The sequence below is a fragment of the Nodosilinea sp. FACHB-131 genome (genome assembly GCF_014695395.1).
GTDB lineage: Bacteria > Cyanobacteriota > Cyanobacteriia > Phormidesmidales > Phormidesmidaceae > Nodosilinea.
In genome coordinates, this window is the sequence record NZ_JACJOF010000016.1 from 94,890 (window position 1) to 116,355 (window position 21,466).

General features: G+C 58.3%; 20 protein-coding genes and 1 pseudogene. 5 read left to right on the forward strand and 16 right to left on the reverse strand.

All coding sequences use genetic code 11. The annotated features are described in order from the left end of the window. Window positions 1-36: 36 nt before the first annotated feature. Window positions 37-270: a hypothetical protein gene (locus tag H6F75_RS10575; RefSeq protein ID WP_190752270.1), complete on the reverse strand. Its 234-nt coding sequence runs from the start codon at window positions 268-270 to the stop codon at window positions 37-39. Further along, a pseudogene (locus H6F75_RS28780) lies at window positions 270-558 on the reverse strand (type II toxin-antitoxin system HigB family toxin). Before H6F75_RS28780 ends, H6F75_RS10575 begins: the two are co-directional and overlap by 1 nt. A gap of 92 nt (window positions 559-650) precedes the next feature. Between H6F75_RS28780 and nfi the strand changes: the two are divergent. Further along, window positions 651-1,361: a deoxyribonuclease V gene (nfi, locus tag H6F75_RS10585; RefSeq protein WP_190751927.1), complete on the forward strand. Its 711-nt coding sequence runs from the start codon at window positions 651-653 to the stop codon at window positions 1,359-1,361. Window positions 1,362-1,393: 32 nt separating this feature from the next. Here the strand turns inward: nfi and H6F75_RS10590 are convergent, their stop codons facing one another. The 7 genes from H6F75_RS10590 to H6F75_RS10620 all read right to left on the reverse strand — a co-directional run bounded on the left by H6F75_RS10590 (window position 1,394) and on the right by H6F75_RS10620 (window position 12,052). Continuing rightward, window positions 1,394-2,323: an Npun_R2821/Npun_R2822 family protein gene (locus tag H6F75_RS10590; protein WP_190751929.1), complete on the reverse strand. Its 930-nt coding sequence runs from the start codon at window positions 2,321-2,323 to the stop codon at window positions 1,394-1,396. A gap of 8 nt (window positions 2,324-2,331) precedes the next feature. Next, window positions 2,332-3,321, reverse strand: coding sequence for an Npun_R2821/Npun_R2822 family protein (locus H6F75_RS10595; RefSeq protein WP_190751931.1), 990 nt, complete (start codon window positions 3,319-3,321; stop codon window positions 2,332-2,334). 93 nt (window positions 3,322-3,414) lie between these two features. Then, a complete protein-coding gene (locus tag H6F75_RS10600) occupies window positions 3,415-4,398 on the reverse strand; it encodes a glycosyltransferase family 10 (protein ID WP_190751933.1) in 984 nt (327 codons plus the stop codon). After that, on the reverse strand, window positions 4,395-5,597 hold the full coding sequence (locus H6F75_RS10605) for a glycosyltransferase (RefSeq protein WP_190751935.1): 1,203 nt from the start codon (window positions 5,595-5,597) through the stop codon (window positions 4,395-4,397). The genes H6F75_RS10600 and H6F75_RS10605 overlap by 4 nt, the downstream gene beginning before the upstream one ends. A 51-nt stretch (window positions 5,598-5,648) precedes the next feature. Further along, a complete protein-coding gene (locus H6F75_RS10610) occupies window positions 5,649-7,784 on the reverse strand; it encodes an ABC transporter ATP-binding protein (protein WP_190751937.1) in 2,136 nt (711 codons plus the stop codon). A gap of 87 nt (window positions 7,785-7,871) precedes the next feature. Then, window positions 7,872-9,164, reverse strand: a complete 1,293-nt coding sequence (locus H6F75_RS10615; protein ID WP_190751939.1) for a glycosyltransferase — start codon at window positions 9,162-9,164, stop codon at window positions 7,872-7,874. Window positions 9,165-9,409: 245 nt separating this feature from the next. Continuing rightward, window positions 9,410-12,052, reverse strand: coding sequence for a DEAD/DEAH box helicase (locus tag H6F75_RS10620; RefSeq protein ID WP_190751941.1), 2,643 nt, complete (start codon window positions 12,050-12,052; stop codon window positions 9,410-9,412). Between the two features lie 582 nt (window positions 12,053-12,634). Here H6F75_RS10620 and H6F75_RS10625 point away from each other — a divergent pair. Beyond that, complete coding sequence (locus H6F75_RS10625) at window positions 12,635-13,087, forward strand: hypothetical protein (RefSeq protein WP_190751943.1); 453 nt, start codon at window positions 12,635-12,637, stop codon at window positions 13,085-13,087. A 255-nt stretch (window positions 13,088-13,342) separates the two neighbouring features. Here H6F75_RS10625 and gloA read toward each other — a convergent pair whose 3' ends face one another. The 4 genes from gloA to H6F75_RS10645 all read right to left on the reverse strand — a co-directional run bounded on the left by gloA (window position 13,343) and on the right by H6F75_RS10645 (window position 17,412). Continuing rightward, complete coding sequence (gene gloA / locus H6F75_RS10630) at window positions 13,343-13,774, reverse strand: lactoylglutathione lyase (protein WP_190752272.1); 432 nt, start codon at window positions 13,772-13,774, stop codon at window positions 13,343-13,345. Between the two features lie 62 nt (window positions 13,775-13,836). Next, a complete protein-coding gene (locus H6F75_RS10635) occupies window positions 13,837-14,757 on the reverse strand; it encodes an SPFH domain-containing protein (protein WP_190751945.1) in 921 nt (306 codons plus the stop codon). 236 nt (window positions 14,758-14,993) lie between these two features. After that, a complete protein-coding gene (gene pheT / locus H6F75_RS10640; RefSeq protein ID WP_190751947.1) occupies window positions 14,994-16,634 on the reverse strand; it encodes a phenylalanine--tRNA ligase subunit beta in 1,641 nt (546 codons plus the stop codon). A gap of 244 nt (window positions 16,635-16,878) precedes the next feature. Then, a complete protein-coding gene (locus H6F75_RS10645; RefSeq protein ID WP_190751949.1) occupies window positions 16,879-17,412 on the reverse strand; it encodes a Dps family protein in 534 nt (177 codons plus the stop codon). A gap of 205 nt (window positions 17,413-17,617) precedes the next feature. Between H6F75_RS10645 and H6F75_RS10650 the strand changes: the two genes are divergently transcribed. Then, window positions 17,618-17,875: a hypothetical protein gene (locus H6F75_RS10650; RefSeq protein WP_190751951.1), complete on the forward strand. Its 258-nt coding sequence runs from the start codon at window positions 17,618-17,620 to the stop codon at window positions 17,873-17,875. A 29-nt stretch (window positions 17,876-17,904) separates the two neighbouring features. On the opposite strand, the gene H6F75_RS10655 is transcribed toward H6F75_RS10650, so the two are convergent. Genes H6F75_RS10655 through H6F75_RS10665 form a run of 3 tightly spaced genes read right to left on the reverse strand, consistent with a single transcriptional unit; the run spans window position 17,905 to window position 20,344 of the window. Continuing rightward, complete coding sequence (locus tag H6F75_RS10655) at window positions 17,905-19,359, reverse strand: AAA family ATPase (RefSeq protein ID WP_190751953.1); 1,455 nt, start codon at window positions 19,357-19,359, stop codon at window positions 17,905-17,907. A 19-nt stretch (window positions 19,360-19,378) separates the two neighbouring features. Continuing rightward, window positions 19,379-19,810 carry a VOC family protein gene (locus H6F75_RS10660; protein ID WP_190751955.1) on the reverse strand — a complete coding sequence of 144 codons (432 nt, stop codon included), beginning with the start codon at window positions 19,808-19,810 and terminating at the stop codon, window positions 19,379-19,381. Window positions 19,811-19,831: 21 nt separating this feature from the next. Continuing rightward, window positions 19,832-20,344, reverse strand: coding sequence for a TIGR02652 family protein (locus H6F75_RS10665; RefSeq protein WP_190752274.1), 513 nt, complete (start codon window positions 20,342-20,344; stop codon window positions 19,832-19,834). A 162-nt stretch (window positions 20,345-20,506) separates the two neighbouring features. Here H6F75_RS10665 and H6F75_RS10670 point away from each other — a divergent pair, with 162 nt between their 5' ends. Both H6F75_RS10670 and H6F75_RS10675 read left to right on the forward strand, forming a co-directional pair. Next, window positions 20,507-21,034: a gamma carbonic anhydrase family protein gene (locus H6F75_RS10670; protein WP_190751957.1), complete on the forward strand. Its 528-nt coding sequence runs from the start codon at window positions 20,507-20,509 to the stop codon at window positions 21,032-21,034. 76 nt (window positions 21,035-21,110) lie between these two features. Next, window positions 21,111-21,413 (forward strand): type II toxin-antitoxin system HigB family toxin, encoded by a 303-nt coding sequence (locus tag H6F75_RS10675; RefSeq protein ID WP_190751959.1) that lies wholly within the window; start codon window positions 21,111-21,113, stop codon window positions 21,411-21,413. Window positions 21,414-21,466: the final 53 nt, after the last annotated feature.

Genomic DNA, 21,466 nt, shown 5'->3' on the forward strand with positions numbered 1-21,466 from the left:
TTCAAAATTTTTTGAGATTCAGGTTGAGACAAACCGCTAGGCAACCTCTTCCAACACAGGAACATACTTCGTCTCATAGTTCTCAATTAAGGCACCAATGACGTCCATCATTGAAGCAAGCGGATGTTCTTCATCTTCGCCCACTTGATCGATAAGCCTGTCTAGCAAGGCTACCAATTGCTCGTATTGTTCATCAGTATGGGGGACAAATACAGTGTTGGCTACGGGTTGCCAAGCGGCAATAGTTTGATCGAGATTAATGCTCTGAATCATTCTTTCCATCTCCCTTCGTCATATTCTGCGTGGGTCAATATAGCCCGGATGTAGACTTTGCTTCGATTGTAGTGAATAGCTGCAACAAGCCGAGCTTTGTTGCCTCCAATATTGAAGACAGTTAATTTTCCAACTTGATCGGCAGACGGAATGAGCCGCCGAAGTTCAGCAAAATTGGCAAAAGTTATTCTCTTTGATGATCCTGTACCACTGAGCAAGAGCAGTGCGTGTATTCGGATGCAGTGCGGCAAACTCATTGAGCCGCTTACGCGTGATCACATGCATACCAAGTTATTTGCGTCTCCTTCTAACGAGGATTGTTTCTACTATGACATTTGCGGCAAGGTAGAGGCTATGGCGTAACGAATGCTTTGCCTATGCAGATTCAGTTTCCAGAGAGCTGGCCGACGACGCCTGCTGAGGCGATCGCCCTTCAGCAAACCCTCGCGCCCCAAATCGTCCTTCAAGACCGCATCCCCAAACCGATTCGCTACGTTGCCGGGGTGGATGCGGGGTTTGAGGATGAGGGCGAAACGACCCGCGCTGCTGTGGTGGTGCTGTCGTTCCCCGACTTGACCCCGGTGGACGAGGTGCTGGTGCGGCAGCCTACCGTCTTTCCCTACGTGCCGGGGTTGCTGTCGTTTCGAGAAGTGCCTGCGGTGCTGGCGGCACTGGCGCAGCTCAAAACCGAACCGGATGTAATTCTCTGCGATGGCCAGGGGATCGCGCATCCTCGGCGGTTAGGCATTGCGTCGCATTTGGGGTTGTTGTGCGATCGCCCCACCATTGGCGTGGCCAAGTCGCGCTTGGTAGGCACCCACGTTGAGGTGCCGCCCGACAAAGGAATTTGGGTACCGCTGATGGATCGGGGCGATCGCATTGGAGCCGTGCTGCGCAACCGCGCCAATACCAAACCGCTGTACATTTCCCCCGGTCACTACACAACGCTAGAAACGGCCATCGACCTGGTGTTGCGATGCAGCACGAAATACCGCCTGCCCGAAACTACCCGCTACGCCGATCGCCTGGCGTCCTCCGGTACGGCGCGATCGGCGTTAGGGGAAGCGCAGCAGGGTCGATTGTTTTAGCGAGGGCAGCACCTAGGGGTGAATGGTACTAACTATCGTCCCAGACGACTTAGCAGCTTTCCTGCTTTACGCCTAAGGGTTTTTATTGGAGATGGGGCGACGGAGGGCACTTCTGCTGGGCGGCTGTCGGGGTCGCGTAGGTAGCGGTAGTGAGCCCAAATATCCCAGTAGGGGCAGCCGGGTTGAATACGGTAGCCTGCCCAGTGCAGATAGTCGAGGGGCTTGTTTACGTTTGGATCACTCAGCGTCATGCCCTCTTGAACAAAGTGGGGACTGCCCGCCCAGTTGCCGGGGCCGCCGCCGGGCTGGCGTACTAGGTTAAACCGTCGCGCCATGCGCTTGAGAATCAGGTAGTTAATGATCGGCTGGTCGGAGGTTTTTTCGGAGAAGTCGAAATAGTCGGGATGGGCGGCGCATTCGGCAAAGGTGTCGTAGAGGTCTTGCTCGCTGACCAGCCCCTTCTTAGAACCCCAAAAGCCGCAGTTAAACATATCCTCTAGCTCGGCGGGGGTAAAAACACCCTGCTCAACAATAGCGGGGGCGAACACGTTGCGAATGCCGCCTCGGTGCTGGTAGTCGTAGCTGATAAAGTCGTGGTTGTCGAGGGCGTCGAGGACTTTGGCGATCGCGCTAAACACCACCACATCGGTATCGATGTAGAGGAAGCGATCGAAGGGGCCAAACCAACAGGCCTGCTTGCGAAACTGGTTGGGTCGCGCAAAGAACCCCTCGCCAAAGATGCCGTGCAAATTTTCTGACAACCTCTGAATGAACGCCAGGTCGGGATAGACCTCAACCCCATAGTCCCGGCCCAGCACCTCGGCCACCTGGTGGTAGTCGTCGTTGTAGGGAATCAGCATGACGGGGATGCTGGGGTCATGGGCGCGAATGCTGTTGAGGCAGGCGATCGCGTGGTCGAGCACTTTGTCGTTGGCTGTAATGTAAATGCCGCGCGGGGTCATAGCAATCCTCAGGGGAGCAACTGGGCCAGGGGTTTAAGGTACCGTCGCCAGCCTTGGGGCTTGGCTGTCACTAGTTTGCCCGTTAGCGTTGGGCGATTCTCAGAATCGTGCAGATAGCGGTAGTGCAAAAACACATCGCGATAGGGAAGGTCAACGTTCTCGCCGTTGCAGAGACGGGCAAACAGCTGGGATGACAGGCCGATGTAGTGCAGATACAGCAGCGGCACGCCTTTGTCATAGACGCGGTGATTCTCAGTGGTGAAGTGTTGAGAGGTGACAGAATTACCGGTGCGTTGAGCGGTTGGCAGGGTCAGCGCCAGGTTGCAGGAGTTGGCTCTGCGCCGCATGACCAGGTAGTTGAGAATGGTTTGGTCTGGGGCCATGGGGTACAGCACCGCTGCTTCTCCAGCCTTCAGCCAATCCAAAATGTCCTGGCCGTGATCAAGATCAAACAACCCTCGGCGACTGGCGTAGAAGCCCGAGCAAAATGCCTGCCGCTGCAACTGCTCCGCTGAAAACAGCTGCTCCATCCATCCAGAGTTCAGGTCGTACACATGACTGAGGTCTTTGTGCTGAAAGTCGTAGGTGACCCAGTCGTGTTCGTCCAGCGCGTTGAACACTGGGGATGGCTCGCTGAGCAGTAGGGTATCAGCATCCATATAAATGAAGCGATCGAAGGGGCCGTCAAAGGCGCAGAATCGGCGATGGGTGCCCATGCGGTGTACACCAGCGCTGCCGATCGCATCCCACTGCTGCCGAGCGGTGGGATGGGTGGCCCAGATTTGCTCTACCCAGGCATCCCATCGCTGAATGGAGGCGGTGTCGTCGTAGAGGGTGAGGTGGGGGCGCGATCGCACCAGGTCCCGAAGCCGAGCCACTTGGTCGTCGTAGGGGTAAATGCACACCGGCATCCCTGGGGCAGAGACTTCGATGCTGTTGATTAAAGCGACGATTTGGTCGTAGACGCGATCGTTGCCGAGAGTGCAAATGCCGTCCATTCAAGTTACCTCAATGGTGGGCAGTGCCCACCCTACTTTCTAAATACTTCCCTATCTCCCTTCTCTTCCTCATCTCCTCACTCGTCCACTCCCCTACCCCTCACTCCCTACCCATTCCGACAGCCAGTTCATCAGGTTCAGCTTGTGGAGGATCACCTGGCGGGCTTCGGCGATCGCATCCCTCGCTTCTTGCCAAGCATCAGGGCTCGCTGTCACCTCACGAATGTACTCAATGCCCTTCTCATCGAGGCTGGGCAGGCGCAAAAAACTGCCGGGGGGCAGCAGCTTATCCGCTGCGCCGCCGCCGTAGTAGATAGGCAGACACCAGGCCAGCAGGGCATCCCAGAGCTTTTCGCTGGCGTACCAGTCGTTGTCGGCGTAGTTCTCGATCGCCAGGTTGTAGGTGTAGGGGGCCATGCCCGACCATTTGTTGCTGAGTTCCCCCGCCGTGCGGGTGCCGGGGGGCAGTCCACGACCGTAGACTTCTACGGGCACGCCGCTCTCCTGAAGGGCTTGCAAGAAGGCGAGGCGCTGGCGGTGGCTCTCGGTACGGTTGATGCCGGAGGTAATCCAGCTGCAGGGGCTGTGCTTCTCGGGGGGCGGCGCTTCGTTCAGCTCGCGGAAGGAGACATTCACGTACCAGATGGCAGGCATGTAGGCCGGAGTAGGGGCCGCGTTGTCGGGGCCAAAGACGTAGCCGCAGTAGTCGCGGGCGTAGGCGTAGTTGAGCAGGTTTTGCGATCGCACCTCCGGCAAAGGCGGCTCGCGCAGCAAGAATGCAGTGCGTTCCTTTGGCACCTGGCTAAACTGTGGCGGTAGCTGGCCTTGGCCTTCTACAGCGGCGGGCTTGGCAAAGGGCAACGCGTTGAGCAACCGCTGCGACTTTGACTGGGGTTTAGGGGCCAACCGCTCGTGAAAGTTGAACTGATACAGCAGCAGGTAGTCTGGATTTGGGTGCTGCGATTGCAGCTGCATGTTGCCCCACGCCCCAAAGGGCTCGGGCGTCTGCTTCCACAGCCAGTCGCACTGAGTGAGGCCACCGTAGCTCGATAGCATGCCGACAATGGGACGGGTCATGGGTTTTCTCCCGACAGTTGGGGGTGGTATCGGGCTTCTACATGGGACAAAATTTCCTCAATGCGGGCTTCCCAGGAATAGGGTTGAAGGATGGCTATGTTCGGAGCGAACCCCTCAGCCGGGCGGGGACAGTCGGCTAGTACCTGCCTCAGGCTATCTGCAAACGCCAGGGGTTGGTTGGGGTCGCACCAGGCGGCAATCTGTGCGGCCAAGGGCCAGTCTTCGAGCGATGGAATGCGGGTGGCCACCACCGGAGTGCCTGAGGCGAGGTAGTCGAATAGTTTGAGGGGCGAGGTAAACGTGGCAGCCTTGCCCAGCAGGTGGGGATGGGCTAGGGCATCGGCGGCTTGCAGCAGGTGGGCCAGGTCGTGCTGAGCTAAGAATCCAAGCACATCCACATTTTTTAAGTCTAGGTCGGCGATGCGATCGCGGTAGTGCTGCTGCTGCTCAACGGGGCCACCAGCCAACGCAAATTTTACCTGGGGAAACTGGGGGGCAATTTCCAGCAACAAATCGACGCCCTTGAACTCGTGTAGCGCTCCGGCGTAGACGACGAGCTGGGTGAAGGGTGGAGGCAGGAGGCGATCGCGCCACTCCTGCGCCGCCCCTGGATGCCGCGTCAAAAACTGCGTATTAAACCCGTTGGGCACCGTAATCACTTTTTTTTCGGGCACCCCGTTGCGCACAATGCTTTCTCTCACCGTGTCGATGACGGTGACTACAGCTTGCAGTAGGGGATGGGTCGCCATCTCAGGCTCGAAGGGTTTTTCGGTGTGGTGATGGCACTCAAACACCACTGGCACCCCCTGCTTTAGGGCAGCTTTGGCAAAATTCCAGTCGCGGGTGTGGACGAGGGCGGTGCGGGCAGCCAGGTGCCGGGGCCAGTAGTATTTGCATGCTACAGTGCTGGCGTTGGTGAGCTTGTGCTTAACCCGGTCGATGGGCCAAGGCATGGCCAGGGGGAGCAGTTCTAGCCGGTTTTGAATGTTGAAAAATCGGGCAAAGGCGTCATCCAATGGCTGGGGCTGTGGGTTGACCCAGCGCCAGGGTTGCCAGGCTGTGGCGCTGCGATCGAGAAAGGCGAGTTGAGTGGGGTAGCCCAGGTTGGCGGCAGCGTTGGCGCACTGCACCGTTTGAATCAGGTGGGCCGCTGGCTGGGGTAGGGTGTCGCGAATGAAGAAGAGGTAGGGACGGGGCATAGGTGGGGAGTGAGGGGGGTGGAGAAGATGAGGAGATAGGGAGGAAAGCGGTTAGGGGTGGGTAGCGGTGGGGGTGAGGCTCTGGTGGTGGAGCGGCGGGAGGGAGGGAGGGTGAGGCTCTGGTGGTGAAACGGAGGGAGGGATTGGATCGTTGGAAGACGCAGACCGCTTTTCGACGGTTTCTAAGGTAGGGAGCAGATTGAGGGCGGCGCGATAGGCTTCTTGGACGAGTTCTTCGGCTTCGGGGCCGTCTTCGACTAAGCCGTCAGCCAACAGCTGGAGGGAGCCGAGCACAATATTCAGCCCAGTGCGGAGATCGTAGGAGGCGGCGTTGCTAATGGCTGGAGGGATGGGGCAGGAGCCGGTTTCCTGGGCGAACTGCACGGTGTAGAGGTAGGTGTAGCGGCCATGTTTTTGCAGCAGTTCTTCGTGGGTGCCCAGCTCGACGACGCGGCCCTGATCGAGCACGGCAATCTGGTCAGCTTTGCGAATGGTGGAGAGGCGGTGGGCGATGACTAAGGTGGTGCGATCGCGGCTCAGATCCTCCAGGGCTTCCTGCACCAATTGCTCTGATACGGTATCTAAGGCGCTGGTGGCTTCATCGAGGATCAAAATCGGCGGATTTTGCAGCAGGGCGCGGGCGATGGCGATGCGCTGCCGCTGACCGCCCGAGAGCATGACACCGCGATCGCCCACCACGGTGTCAAAGCCCTGGGGTAGCTGGCTGATAAATTCGTAGGCATTGGCCCGCTGGGCTGCCTGCACCACTTCATCGTCGGTGGCCGCCGGCTGGGCGTAGGCGATGTTATCGCGCACGGTGGTGTTAAATAAAAACGTGTCTTGGCTAACAATGCCCATGGCCCGACGCAGGCTGCCCAGGTCAAACTCGCGCAGATCGACCCCATCAATAGCGATGCGGCCCGCTACCGGATCATAGAAACGAGGCAGCAGATCGGCCAGGGTAGACTTGCCGGCGCCGGAGGCCCCTACCAGAGCCAGGGTGGTGCCCTTGGGCAGCGAGAGGGTGATATCGTGCAGCGACCAATCTTTGGCAGTGGGATATTTAAAAGCGATGCCTTCGAAGGTAATGCCCTGGCTGAAGGCCTTGAGGGGGCGAGCATCTTGAGGAGATGCTGCGCCAACGCCCTGGGCCATGAAGGGTTTATTGTCGCGGCGCAAAAAGTCGTAGACCAGGTCAACGCTGGCGGCACTGTTGGCCAGCTGGCTGCGGGCCGAGTTGAGCTGCCCCACAAACTGAATTACCCGCGACAGCACAAACAAAAAGGTCAGCAGCAGGGTGGCCGAGGCCGCCGAGCCGCTGCCCAGCCAAAACTGACTGATGAGAATAATCGCCACCAGGGCCAAGATGCTGAGAATTTCGTTCAGCGGACCAATGATGGCGGTGTTCATCTGCGATCGCAGGGCGGCCTGCTCGCGCTGCTCGATCAGGGCTTCGACCTGGGCAAACTCTGCTGCTTCGTTAGCGGTAGCTTTCACCAAGCGCATGCCGTTGAGCATTTCTAAGGTACGCACCGAATAGTCCTTGGAAGCCTCTGCCAAGGACTTGCCATACTCGCGAGCACGGGTGATCACGTAGCGGTTAAGCAGCAGCACCCCGACCATCAGCACCACCGCCGCCACGGTCAGCGCCCCCGAAATCGACAGCAGCACCACCGTAAAAAACAAAATATTCAGCGACGCCCGCAGCAGGTTGATCACCGCGTTGATGGAGGTCACCGCCCGGCCAATCTGGTCATTCAGCCGCTGGATAATATCTCCAGTACGCATCGTGTTGTGGTAGTCGATATCGACGCTGAGCAGCAGGTCGAGCCCGTCTCGGCGCAGATCACAGGTGAGGCGGCGGCTGAGCCCTTCGCTGGTGACGCTGCTGAGGTAGTTGGCCAGGTTTTTGAGCAGAATGGTCAACACAATAAAGCTCAGCATGAGCACCGCTCGTCCCGGACCAGGGATGCCCAAAACGGGCTCCAGCAGTCGCTCTAGCAGGGGAGGGAGGGCGATCGCCCCAGCACTACTGGACCCGGTGCCCAACAGCTCAAACACCGCTGGCACAATCAGCGTCGTGCCCACCCCGTTAAACACCGCCCCCGAAAAGCCCAGCCCGATGGCGGCCAGAATGCGCCAGGGATAGCGTTTTGCATGGTTGAAGAGCAGCTTTTGGGCGGACATAGGGAGTGGGTGCGTAGGGGAGTGGGGAGTGGATGTGTAGAGGGGTGGGGAGTAGGGGGTAGGGGGTGTACAGGGTGCAGTCGGCAATTAGGGTGGGTTGGTATGCCCCAGGATGTTGTGCCGCTGATGCCCCTTGGCGAAGACGTTCTGCTGAATGGCCTGGTGTAGGCCCGCGCCCATGGCGGCCATGCTGTAGTGGGTGAGGCAGCGATCGCGCGCCCGCCTCCCTAGCTCAAGGGCATGGTCGTAGTTGGCAAAAATAGTGGTAATCTGAGCCGCTAGCTGGGCTGGGGCATCGGCATCGGCCATATACCCACAGCCGCCAAGAATCTCGGGAATGTCGCCCACCCGCGTGGCTAAAATTGGTTTTGCCATCGCCATACCATCTGTCAGCTTCAGCGGAAACTGGGCCTGAGCGGCGGGGGTCTGGCGCTGGGGCACGACAATGACGTGGGCGGCGGCGATCACCCTGGGCATCTCACCATAGGGCTGCTTGCCCAGGTGAATAATGTGCTGGGGCCAGCGATCGCGCAGGGTGCGATCGTAGTCGTCGTAGGGGCTGCCGCCAACAATCACCAGCTTCAGATCGGGCTGATTCAGCAGATCCATGGCCGTCAGCAGATCCTCTACACCTTTGTAAGGGCGAGGTGCGCCGGGAAACATCAGCACTCGGTAGTTGGCCAGATTGTAGGCAGCGCGACTGGCGGCGGGGGAATAGCGATCGGGGTCAAACAGCTCGGTATCTTTGCCATTGGGGATGATAGTGCCGCCAAAGCGCCGCTGCAAAAATCCGTTGTGGGTAGTTACCAAGTCGGCCTGAGCAACCCAACGTTCTAGCCACTGCAAGTAGAGGGGATGGTCGGGGTTTCGCAGAGCGCCGTTAGACTTCAATAGGTCCCGCGCTAGCTGCCGGGCAGAGAGCCGGTAGCGGTAGCTGTCTCCCCCATGCCAGCTCAGCTCCCAGTCGTCAATGTCGAGAATGACGGGGCGACGATGGCGCAAACGATGGGCCATCGCCAGGCCAAAGCTGCTGGGCTTGAGCTTGTAGGCGTAGATGATATCGCCGCTGAGGTGCCGAAATAATTCGCCTACCGCCTTTGGCCCTGGGTAGGGCGAGGAGATAGCAACGGTATGCAGGGGGATTGCGGTGTCGGACCGTTCTGAAGGCGGGATTTGGCGATCGCCCTCGGTCGAAAACCCCACGATTTCTGCTGAATAGCCCATGCCTTGCAGCGCTTGCCCCAGCAAAAAGGGTCGCACGGCGCTGCCCCAGCGTCCAGCGCCCCGACTGGATAAATCACTGACTAAAATTGAAATTTTTGGTCGTGCCCCCCCAGCGATGGAAGGCTCAGCGGTAGGTTTGGGACGGTGGTCGAGCATGGTCTACGGAGCCAAACGGGCCAGCGGCTAGGGAGTATCTATAGCGCTGGCCAGGTAGCTGAGGACTAGAGAAGCTGACAACGCCGAAATCTAGGACGTTATATTGGCTCGTCACGCCACTCGGGGCGGGTTGGCTTCGCTGGTCATCACCAGGAGGCGATGGCTATACCTGGAACGGAAACGCACTCCTATAGCTTGCCCACCTGCGCTGCTGACCTTAAGGTTGACCGATGCGATTGCCGTGCTTAGCCAATTTCCTCGTTAACGGGGAAGCGATTCATCAGGTCTTTGGCGTCGCGAGCGGCGGTGCGCAGACTGTCGCTGATGTAGGGCACGTGGGGGATCTGCGACAGCACGTCGAGGGTGCGCCGCAGAATGCGAACGATGTCGCCCTCATCGAGGCTGGTGTTGCTGCATAGGGTGACCCAGTCGACTTGCAGGGCCCACTGCTCGACCAAGCCCACCAGGTCGTACTCTAACCAGATGGGGGCAGTGATGTGGCGGCGGTGCTGCTGCTGGTAAAGCTGGCGGCGCAGGTTGTGCAGCCCGCCCAGCGCTTCTTCCACGGTACCGGAGAGTTTATAGCGGCACCAGCTATCGGGGCGCGAATTTTCGGTGACTAAAGCGGCAAAAGCGGCGGCTAGCTGAGCAGCATCGAGGTGGTCAAACTCGCCCGACTCTAGGGCCAGGGCCAACCACAGCTCGTTGTCGCCGCGAATGGCGGCGGCCATTTCGCCCAGCTTGGTGGGGTGGTTGTCTTCAAGCCCGCCGAAGTGCTTCAGCACCTCCATGATGTGGAGAAATTCTTGCCAGTAGCGGCCGGTGTACTGGGAGAGTTTTTGCCGGCGATCGCGCCATTCCTCCTCCAGATCGCGCAGCCGCTTTTGGCGCTTGAGCAGCCCCTTGGCGTTTTCCCACCGGCTAGCGGGGTGGTTGGCCAGGGTGTGCTCGACCTCGCGCATGCGATCGAGCTGGTCTTGCACCTCGGGAGCCAGCATTTCGAGGGTAGGCGGCGTGGCCATGGTGGCGGCGATCGCAGCGGTGTAGTCGTCACCCCGACGGCGCTGGCCCGGACTGGGGGCAAGATCGCTCGGCGGGGCTAGGGTGTCGACCGACTGCAGGCGGGGAATATCGGCGTGCAGGCCCACCACATCGGCGGCGGTGACCATGCACCACTGATTGGTTTTGGTCAGGCACACCAGGTAAGGAAACTGGCCCGAGCCCTGCACCTTGGTGACCAGCACGGCGGGCACCGGCTCGCTGACGGGAATGTGCTTGCCCTTGAGGGAGAGCAGCGTACCGGCGATCGCAAAGGGTACCATCTTGGCCACATCGTCGGCCAGTACCTGGGCCGCCTGCTGCTGCAGCGTTTTCAGCAGTCGTCGTTCTTCTTTAAGACGCTCTTTGAGTTTGGCGTATTCGGCCAGTAGCCCCTCGTCGAAGGCGGCGAGCTGGGCCTGCTGATGGGCGATCGCCCCCTCTAGGCGATCAATTTCCTGCTGCTGGGGCACCAGGTGCAGGGTGGCCAGATATTGGCCAAAGCTGCGCTCGATTAGGTCCTTCGCCTCATCCAGCGAGTGGGTTTGCAGCAGGTTAAGCACCATGCCGTAGCCGGGGGTAAACTGGCTGACCAGCGGATCGGCCCCAGAAGTAGCCAGGTGCACCGCCTCCCGCGAGCCTTCAAAGGGACTTTCGACAGTGACCACATGGCCCTGAAGATCCATGCCGCGCCGCCCCGCCCGCCCCGCCATCTGCAAAAACTCTGAGGAGGTGAGCAGGCGGTGGCCGCTGTCGGTGCGCTTCGACAGACTGGCTATCACGGTGGTGCGGGCGGGCATGTTGATGCCAGCGGCCAGGGTTTCGGTGGCAAACACCACCTTGATCAGCCCCGCCTGAAACAGTTCTTCGACCAACCCTTTCCACAGGGGCAAAATGCCGGCGTGGTGGGCGGCAATGCCCCGATACAGCGGCCCCACCTGACCAGCCCGTCCGGCATCGGGGTTGTGGCCAAGAAAGGTATCAATGCGGACCTTGAGTTCCTGCGCTTCCTCGTCCGTGACCAGCGACAGGTGGCTGACCTCATCCACCGCTTTGTCGCAGCCCCGACGGCTAAAAATAAAGTAGATGGCAGGCAGCATATCCCGCTCTTGCAGCTGACCCACCACGAAGGGCAGGCTCACCCGGCCACTGCCCCGTTTGCCTGGCTGGCGCTGGGGAGCCCGCTGCTTTTTGAGCTGGGGGTTCATGGCCTTTTGGGACGCATCCAGCAACGGTACGAGTCGCTTGCCGGTGCAGTAGTGAAACTGTAGCGGCACTGGACGAAAGTCAGAATAAATCAGCTCGGTGGGGCCGTGGACTTTTTGTAGCCAATCGGTGAGCTGGCCGCTATTCTCAACCGTGGCGGAGAGGGCCAAGAGCTGAATTTCGGGTGGGCAGTAGATGATTGACTCTTCCCAAACGGTGCCGCGCTGGCGATCGTTCATGTAGTGGCACTCGTCGAGCACGACGGCTTCTACTTGTTGCAGCGTGGTACCCGTTTCGCCAATGCGGGTGCCGTAGAGCATGTTGCGAAAGATTTCAGTGGTCATCACCACGATCGGGGCGTCGCGATTGATGGAAAGATCGCCCGTTAGCAAACCAACCTTTTCGTAGCCAAACTGGTCGCGAAAATCGCGCAGCTTTTGGTTAGAGAGTGCTTTAAGGGGAGTAGTGTAAAACACCCGCTTGCCGTGGTCTAAAGCACGGTAAATGGCATATTCGCCAATCAGGGTTTTGCCGGAGCCAGTGGGGGCGCACACCACCACAGACTTATCGGCATCGAGCGCCGCCGCCGCCTGGTACTGAAAATCGTCGAGGGGAAAGGGAAATAATTTGGCGAGGTCTAGCACGCGGTTGGCATCTATGGTAAGGGAATCACTATTCTAGTGTGCCAAGAGATTGACAAAACGGATTGCCATACCGGCTTAAACTTAGCGGCTTTCTAGACAAAAAATAAGGCAATTCTTACGGCTATTCTCAATACATTAAAGCCAGATTGGTCAATGTTTAAGCCGCAGTTTGGGGGATCGCGGAAGTGCTTTTACAGGTCCTAGGACTCATCGCTATGGGTCTAGGCCTGCACCGCTTAGCCTAAGTTTTGCTAGGGGCGATCGCCCTAGACACCTGCTTTTAGCAGAGGTTCCTCGCTGGTTCGATGCTGTTAATGGGGCTGTTGAAACTGCTGCTGTCCACGGGCTGATTAGCTATCTGGGCTGAGTCACTGGGAGAGCGATCGCCCCCCAGGCCGGTCTTTGACCATCGCTTGCCTTAACCTCCGCGGTCAGCAAAACCTCACAAAACCTTTACCCAAGCACCCTGCTCTACCCCAAATTTTGGCAGGATTTTGACCCAAAACGGCTGAAAATCCAGACTGGTCAGGCAAGCTGGCTTGACTCAACCGTTACCGAGCCCGTTATTGAGGAGGAGTGATGATGAAACTGAATGTAGCCCTATTGTCTGCGGCGGTGGTGAGTGCTATGGCATCTCAAGCTCAGGCCCAGCAAGTCCCCGACTACTATGTGGGTGCTGGTGTGCGCGCCGGTTTTAATGACGACACATCTTTTGTCATCGACTCTAAAGCCAAAGCTGTCGAGTTGGGCGATCGCACCACGCTCTCGGTGCGTCCCTCCCTGGTCTTTGACAGCAGCACCGAACTGCGGCTGCCCATCTCCGTAGACTACGCCCTCGACCAGGCTCTTTACCCCTACGCCGGAGCTGGAGTCGCCTACAATGCTGACGGTCGCTCTGCCATTGACCCAATGATTACCGCCGGGCTCGACTGGGGTATCACTCGCAGTGTGGTCGTCGACATCAACGGCAGCATCCTGTTTAAGCCTGGCGCTACTGACACTGAGATCACGGCCACGGTTAACTATGCCTTCTAAAGATCGCTAGTAGGGGGGCAAGGTTTAGGGTTTAAGGTTTAAGGTGCAGGGCCGAACCTTGAACCCTGTACCTAAAACCCTAAACCTCGTCTATGGCAGCGTCCTGTTTAAGCCTGACGATACTGACACTGAGATCACAGCCACGGTTAACTATGCCTTCTAAAGATCGCTAGGAGGGATGCAAGGTATAGGGTTTAAGGTGCAGGATCGAACCTTGAACCCTATACCTAAAACCCTGAACCCCGTCTATCCCTCTTAACTGACTGCCATCTCCGGCTCTACCGCTTTGCGGTGCCCTTCGGAGGTGCCCAGCTGAATCAGCTCGACTTTGTAGCCGTCGGGGTCTTGCACAAAGGCGATCACGGTCGAGCCGTGCTTCATGGGGCCAGGCTCGCGCACTACCTGACCGCCCTGGGCTTTGATGCGATCGCATGTCCCGTAGATATCGTCTACGCCCAAAGCAATGTGGCCATAGGCGGTGCCCAGGTCATAGGACTCTACGCCCCAGTTGTAGGTCAGCTCTAGCACGGTGTTGTCAGCCTCGTCGCCGTAGCCCACAAAGGCTAGGGTAAACTCGCCGCTAGGGTAATCTTTTTTGCGCAGCAGCTGCATACCCAGCACATCGCAGTAAAACTTGAGAGAACGATCCAAGTCGCCGACCCGCAGCATGGTGTGTAGTAGTCGCATGGTGAGTTCGCTGTCGTAATTGATCTTTATCATTATGACCACGACACCTACTGGCGTGGTGGCTACTCCTCGGGCGCAGGTTTAGCCCGCAGGTTGCCTAGGGCTTGGGATAGCTCCATCGGAAACAAAATCACCGTATTCGACGGACTAGCCCCTAGGCCATCAATGCTTTGCAGGGTCCGTAGCTCAAGGGCGATGGGGTTAGCCTCCATAATTTGGGCGGCGGCGGCTAGACTTTGGGCGGCGAGGCGATCGCCATCCGCCTTCGTAATTGTCGCCCGCTTTTCTCGCTCCGCTGAGGCCTGGCGCGACATCATCCGCTTCAGATCCTCCGGCAGCTCAATATCTTGTAGGCGAATGGAGTCGATGTGCATCCCCCACTCCTGCACCTGAGCCTCCACGATCGCCCCAATTTGAGTTTGAATCTGCTCTCGCTCCGACAGCAGGTCATCGAGCGAAAGGCCACCCACCACATCTCGCAGCGCCGCCTGGGCATACTGCGACACCGCAAAGCGAAAGTCCTGAATTGAAATGACTGCCCTTTGGGCATCGCTCACTTGAAAAAACAGAGCGCTATCGATTTCAGCGGGCACATTGTCGCGGGTAATCACCTTCTGGCGCGGAATGTTAATCACCAAGGTGCGGGTGTCGATAAACTGCACCGACTCCAGCACCGGCACAACGTACAGCAACCCTGGCCCCCGCACGTCCTGAATTTTGCCCAGCTGCAAAATGACCCCCCGCTCCCACTCAGCAGCTACCCGTACCCCGCTCACCACCACACCCCACAGCACCGCGACAATCGCTCCAGCCGTGAGCCCCACTGTGCGCTGGCGCACGGGTAGCCCAAAGAAGAGCAGGGCAAACAAAACCGCCACGGGCACCAAAAATAACACCTGACGCACCCCTCGCCCCAGGGAGACGTGGCCTTCGCTCGGTTTGGCATAGACCCGGCTGGGGCCGTCAATAGAAGAGTCGCTCATGGCATTCCGGCTGGAGGATGATGACCAGATTAGCCAAAGAGCAGAGGGACATAATGGTTGCATCACAATTTTGGTGGCAACCGTAATATTTGGTTATGGCACTTTCTCCCATAACCTGGCCTACTGAACGCCCCAGCTCTGTGTGGCATTTCATTGGGCAAGGTGTCGCTGGATTGCGGCACCTCTATGGATTAAATCAACCCAGAGCATTGGTTTCCCAACTTGACCAGCCTAGGTTAACGCCGCCGCTCAGAGGTCGTAAGCAGGCTAGCGGTACAGTCTAGTTCTCCAGTGCAGACCGGCTCAGGGAACGAAAAATGCTCGAGCACCTGGGGATGAATTTCGCCAAATTCTCCCACTGGCTGACCCTGGATCAACACCGTAGCCGCCCGTCCGGGGAGATAGTAGGGGGCATGGCAGACAGCTAACTCATAGCTCAGCCCTAGGGCTTTAAGCATGGTCTGCATGTAGGCTTTGGCGGTAGTAAACGAGGCGCGGGCATCTAGACTGGCGAAGCTCCAGTGCTGGCTTTCGTCAGGGATGTCTGCCGTCTTGAACCGCAGCACTTCCCCAGTTTCATAGATGTTGATAGGTTTGGGTGCGTTAATGTTGCGGGCTAGAATATCTAGCAACCCCGCTTGTAGGGTGGTGCGAGTGGCGCTAAATGTGCGGCTTTTGGCGTTGCCAGCCTGCACATAGGGCGCCCCAAACAGATCGAGAATTTCGGGGTCGGTGAGCACAAAACTCTTCACTTCCATTAGTCCCATGCGTTGGGCTAGATCGCTCACCTTAAATACGGCTTGGCGTAGGGCATCAGCTTCCCCTAGATGAAATTTGACGGCTAGGGGTTCGGCCTGGAGGGTGCCAATGCCGATCGCCACCAGTAAATCCCCTGCTAGATCGACCTGGCTAAAGATATCGGTGCGATAGGTAGGCACATGCACCACATCGGTGCCACTCACCTCTAGGTCCATGCGGGAGAGCACTTGACCCAGGCCGCTCTTAGGAATAGCGGTGCCCATAATTTCGTTGAGATACTTGGCCGAAAACTGCACGGGGCGGCGATCTAGGCTTGGGGTGGTGAGAATACCCTGGGGAGTGGCAATCTCCACAGTTTGCACCTCAGCTCCGGTATCTAAAAAGTTGTGGGTCAGAATATTGGCGGTCTCTAGCACCGTCTGAGCCAGAATGCCGGTGACGTCGATGAACAGATTGCGGGTGTTAGCATCCACTTCTCCTACCCCCGCTGCGTTAATGATGGGCGGCATGGAAAGTACAGTACCGCCGGCATCGCGCAGCACCAGGGCATAGTCATTTCCTGGCAGGGTATGGCCATAAGTTTTACCCGCAGGGTGCTCGCGCAGAATCTGCTGGGCAGTCATGGGTTGGGTGCTGTGTAGGGGCACAAAGGTCAGCTGGTCTAGCGATTCTGCTGCGTAGGTTAAGTCGCCACTAATTTTGTCGAGGTCATAGACACCGATCGCAATTTTCTTGCGCTGGCGACCAAAGGTTTGGGTCACCTTCTCCTGAAACTGCACCAGCACCTCTAACCCGCCGCCTTGCAGATCAGCTCCCCGCACAACTAAAGCAGCAATGTGGGGCCGCAGGGGCAATACCTCAGGCTGGACGGTGACCCGGCGACCCGAAGCAAGCAGCTGCTCGGGGACAGTACGGGGTAGGCCGTTATAGATGTTGATGGCGCGGGTAAACCCTTCTGCCGCTAGCAGATCGGGCCGCTCAGCGGTGACTTCGACCTCTAGGGTTTGGTCGCCCAGGGTGGCATCTAGGCCGTAGTCAAAGGCCTGCTGGGCTAGCTGCTGAGGGGTGGTGGTCGTCAGCCGTTGCAGGTAGGTGAGGGGAAAGGTGACGGTGGGCATGGGGGAGATGGAGAGGGTGAGGAGATGGGGCGGGTGGGGGAGATGAGTGAGTTGATCCTCCCATAGGTTATGGGGAGTTAGGTACAGATGGGCGCAAAAACCATCCTGCCCATAGGCTTCTTAAAGAAGCCTATGGGCAGGATGGTTAACAAGTCTAAATTGAACTCGCCGCTAGAATTACCAGAGCAAGCTCAAGAATCCACGGCTAAACTACTCGAAGCAGTTAGTGCTGTAATGAAGCAGCCTATGCCAGGTTGCTAGTAGCTAGCTCTTGGTCACGGGTGCCGCTCGATTCAAATGCTTCGCCATCCAGGAAGGAGCGCAGCATCCAAGCCATTTCTTCATGCGCTTCCATCAGGCCGGTCAGAAAGTCTGAGGTGCCCTCGTCATGGAACTCTTCGGAAGTCTGGTCAACGAACCCGCGCAGGTTGCGAATGATCTGCTCATGATCGTTGACCAAGCGCTTGACCATTTCTTGAGCAGAGGGCAGATCGCCAGGGTGCTCTTTCAGAGAAGCATTTCTGAGAAATCCTTCGGCGGTGCCCAGGGGGTAGCCGTTGAGCTGGCGCACCCGCTCGGCAACGGCATCGATGCTAACGGTGAGGGCTTCGTAATGCTCTTTCCACAGTTCGTGGAGGGTGCGGAATTGAGGGCCAACTACATCCCAGTGGTATTTTTTGGTTTTGATCAGCAGCAGATAAGCGTCGGCCAGAACTTTATTGAGAATTTCGGTTACACCCTGGCGTTCTTGTTCGGAAAGGCCAATGTTGATGCTCATAGTTATTGTCTCTTCGGAGTCCGTTCTCCTTTATCTAACCGCAGCGGCCCAATAGTCTCATCTGCCTAATGCGGGACATTGTGGCTCAAAAGTCCCTAACCTGGGAATGTTTTGGGGCGATAAGTCTTTCGTAGGTTAGATGTGGGAGGCGGGTGACAGGCCTAGGTTGGAAGTCGAACGATCGCCGTTTAGAGACATTTTTGCTATGGCTAGCTCATCTCCGCTGACGGGAGTCATTCTAGTGGACTGCGCCAAGGCGAATGCCAGTGAAGGGCTGGCGATCGCCACTGAGCGCTGTGGCTACGGCAATGACACCGCCCAGTTTCAAGCGGCGCTAAAGGCGGCCTGTGGCGACATGAATGTTGCGATCGATGGCCTCTCAGATTTAGTGGATAACAAGCCAACGGTGCTGATACCAGAACCTGGCGAGGTCGTTGCGCCCGATTCTCCCAGCGAACTGTAGCGGTGGCGTGATCCACCTATTACCCGACGCTACGCTTTTTTAGATTTGGTTTGCTGCGATAGCTTTTTAGGGCCAGGCTTGGGCGATCGCGCTGCGTTTGCCGTGGGCAGCTTTAGGCCCGGATGGTGCAGAGCCAGGCTCTGGTGCAGCCCCTCGACCGTCAGCACTGGGGGATCAGCTTGCTGGGCTATGGCGACGGCAGTCTGGGCCAGGGTAACAATTTCACCGCCGGTTAGCGGCAGCTGCTGAGCAATCTGGGGCCACCGCAGGGTGCGTTCTTTTTTGACGCCCGTGGGAATGGCCCGCTTCCACAGCAGCTCGCGGGCGGCGGCATCGGGTCGGGGGAACTCGATCACTCCAGTCATAGCCTGTCGCCAGGAGGGTTTGATGCTTTGCAGGTAGGGGCTGGCCAAGAGCGTCAAACCTGGCTGGCGACGGCGCTGAATGCCCCAGGACTGCACCAGAGCCGCCTCAATGGTAGGGTTGCGACCAAACCAGTGGGGCGCATTTTTGAGCAGCAGCACGCAGGGCGGCAGGTGGGCCAGGTCTTCGAGCTCGGGAATGTTGCCCTCTTCGTCGGGGGCGATCGCCGCCAGGTCAACCATCACCAGCAGCAGCTCTAGCTCGGCGGCTAGCACCTTGGCAGCGAGGGTTTTGCCGGTGCCGTTGGGGCCCGCCAGCAGCACCATAGTGCCGTCGGTAGCGCGGGTGGCGGCGGCCACGGTTCTGAGCTGGGCCAGCTGAGGGTCGGGCAGCACTAGGCTATTCCAACTTTCGGCCGGAACTTCTGACGCTTCCTCCGCTTCTAGGGCAGGAGCCACAGCCCAGGCATCGAGGGTGGCGGGGTCGGGTTCTTCGGAGAGCAGGTAGGTGGTGAGATCTTCGGTCAGGCGCAGGTGGCGGCTGAGCAGGGTGGTGTCTTCGGCGTTGAGCCACTCCACCAAACCCAGGTTTGACAGGCGACTGTTGGGGGCAATCAGGGGGCGCGATCGCCGCCATTCCTGGTCATTTCTACACAGCAGCCGCAGGCACAGGTCGACTGTGGGCAAGTCCCAGTCAGACTCGTCGTGCTGGTAGTGTAGGTAGCTGTAGAGCCGCCCAAACCGCTGGTTGACCTCGGGGGCCAAGGCCAGCAGCAGCACGTTTTTTTCAAACATAGTGAGCTGGAGGCGATCGCGCAGCTGGGGCAGGGCCAGCACCACCCCCTGGCGCTGGCTGGCCAAAATGCGGGCCTCGAGCTGCTGGGCGTAGCTACCGCTGGGGCGCTGGGTCTTGGGCGGGCGGGCGTTGTCGTAGTTGGGCTGGCCGTTGAGGCTAATAATGCCCTTCCACCAGTGGCGAGTGACCCGGTCTTCGCCGGAGAGGGCAAAGTCGTCCAGCTCTTGCAGCTCGCGCTTTTGGCGCGATACGGCCACCATCAGCAGGCGATCGAGCCAGGCCAGTTCGGTTTTTAAGTAAGCCCAGTTGTCGGTAAACGGAGTCATTCTCTCGAAATTGGACCCCTCAGGGTTGGACATAGCCCAGCACTCGAATAAATTCCAAAGGCAGCCCGTCGGCATCGGCGAGAAAGGCCACCTCATAGACGCGATCGCCGATGATTTGCTGCTGGGGTTCCAGCAGCACCTTGGGCATCGCCGCCGCCGATCGCTCAAACCGCTGGCGCAGCTCCTCTAGCCACAAGGGCAGGCTAGAGGTCGCCTCAGTGAGATCAAAGGATAGATGATAATAGCCAGTGTAGTGCTCATCACTAAAGGCATCGGCGGCGGGGCGCGGCTCCGGCACCTGGATCAGCTCAATGCGGCCCCCCAAGCCCTCCATCCAGCAGGCCAGGGTAATGCCAGCGGTAAAGCGTTCGTGGACGGTAAACCCCAGGGCTTCGTAGAAGGCGATCGCGCGGTGAATATCCTGGGTGCGAATTGACGCGTGGTGGAGCATCGGGCGGGCGGCTCAAAAGAGCTACTCAAAGAGACGGAAATAGGGATAGCGCACCGGCACGCCGGGCTCTTTTTCAAGGCTAAAGTTGATCACCGCCCAGCGAGAATCGACCTCGGCGGGGGGGCTAAACTCTACCGGCAGGCCGTAGAGCTTGGGCGCAGTAGAGGTTTCTGCCTGCCCGCGCCAGGGGTTGTTGCGCTCTAGATAGGAATTGACCAGCTCTTGGTAGCGCTCGGCGATAATCACCCGCGTGGCCCGGTAGCCTTGGGTGTAGAGGCGATCGAGGGCCTCGTGAATCTCAAAGCGAATGCCGTCGGGGTGGGTGTGCTGGCGATACCATTCGCCCTCCCACTGACGCCAGTGCCGACCCGACTGGAGGTGCACCAGCTCCTTGGAGTCGGGGTTGGCCTCAAAGGCTCCGTGGCGAGTGCACAGATACGTGTCAGTCAGCGTCAAGGCCGGAATTGTTTGACGGCAGTGAGGGCACTGGATTTCTGGCCCATAGATGGGGTACTGCAAGGCGGAGTTGACCATTGGGCTGAGACCAGACGTGTCCTCTTGAGGGCGAGAAACAGATAGGGGCATGGGCTATAGCCGTATTATACCTGTGGGAACTCGGCTGTCTCCGTAGCCGGGGCATCCCATTGCCTGAAACCGCCGATTTTTTTGAGAATTTCCCTGGAGACTCTTCTGGCTATGGCCTCTTCCCCTAGCTCTCTCTGGCCCCGACCCGACCTGTCTCAGGCGGCGTTTGTGGCCCCTAACGCCACGGTGATGGGCCAAATCACACTCCATGCAGGCTGCAACATCTGGTACGGTGCCGTGCTACGCGGCGATGTCGAACGCATTGAAGTCGGTGCCTACAGCAACGTGCAGGATGGCGCAATTCTCCATGGTGACCCCGGTCAGCCGACGGTGCTCGAAGACTATGTCACTGTCGGTCACCGCGCCGTTATCCACAGCGCCCACATTGAGCGGGGCTGCCTGATCGGCATTGGGGCGATTGTGCTGGACGGGGTGCGGGTGGGCACCGGCAGCATTATTGGAGCTGGTGCTGTGGTAACTAAGGATGTGCCGAAGCGATCGCTCGTTATAGGCGTTCCCGGTAAAGTGGTGCGCCAGATCTCCGATCAGCAGGCTCTAGAACTTCTAGAGCACGCCCAGAAATATCACCAACTCGCCTTGGCCCACGCCGGACGCAGCAATGACCTAGGGTTTGTTTGAACATTGCATATCCAAACCGCTAGGCCAGCATTAAACTTCGCAGTTTGCTAAGATTCAGAGTAACTTACCTAAGCTCATGCACATCATTACTCGTGCTCGTCTGGTAGCGTTTTGGGAGAACCATCCTGACTCAAAAACCAGCCTACTGCTTTGGTATAAGCTGACGTTTACAGCCAGATGGCAAAACTTGGCTGAAGTGCGCAGCGTATTTCCGACTGCCGACTCAGTTGGCAACCTGACCGTTTTCAATATAGGCGGCAATAAATATCGCCTGATCACGTTGATTGACTATACCTACCAAAAAGTGTTTATCCGCAACGTTCTTACCCATGCCGAGTATGACAAGAACAACTGGAAGAAAGACAACTGGTATGAGTGATCTAACAGGCCAGTTCAGAGCACGACGTGGGCAAAGAACAATTTGCTGGAAAA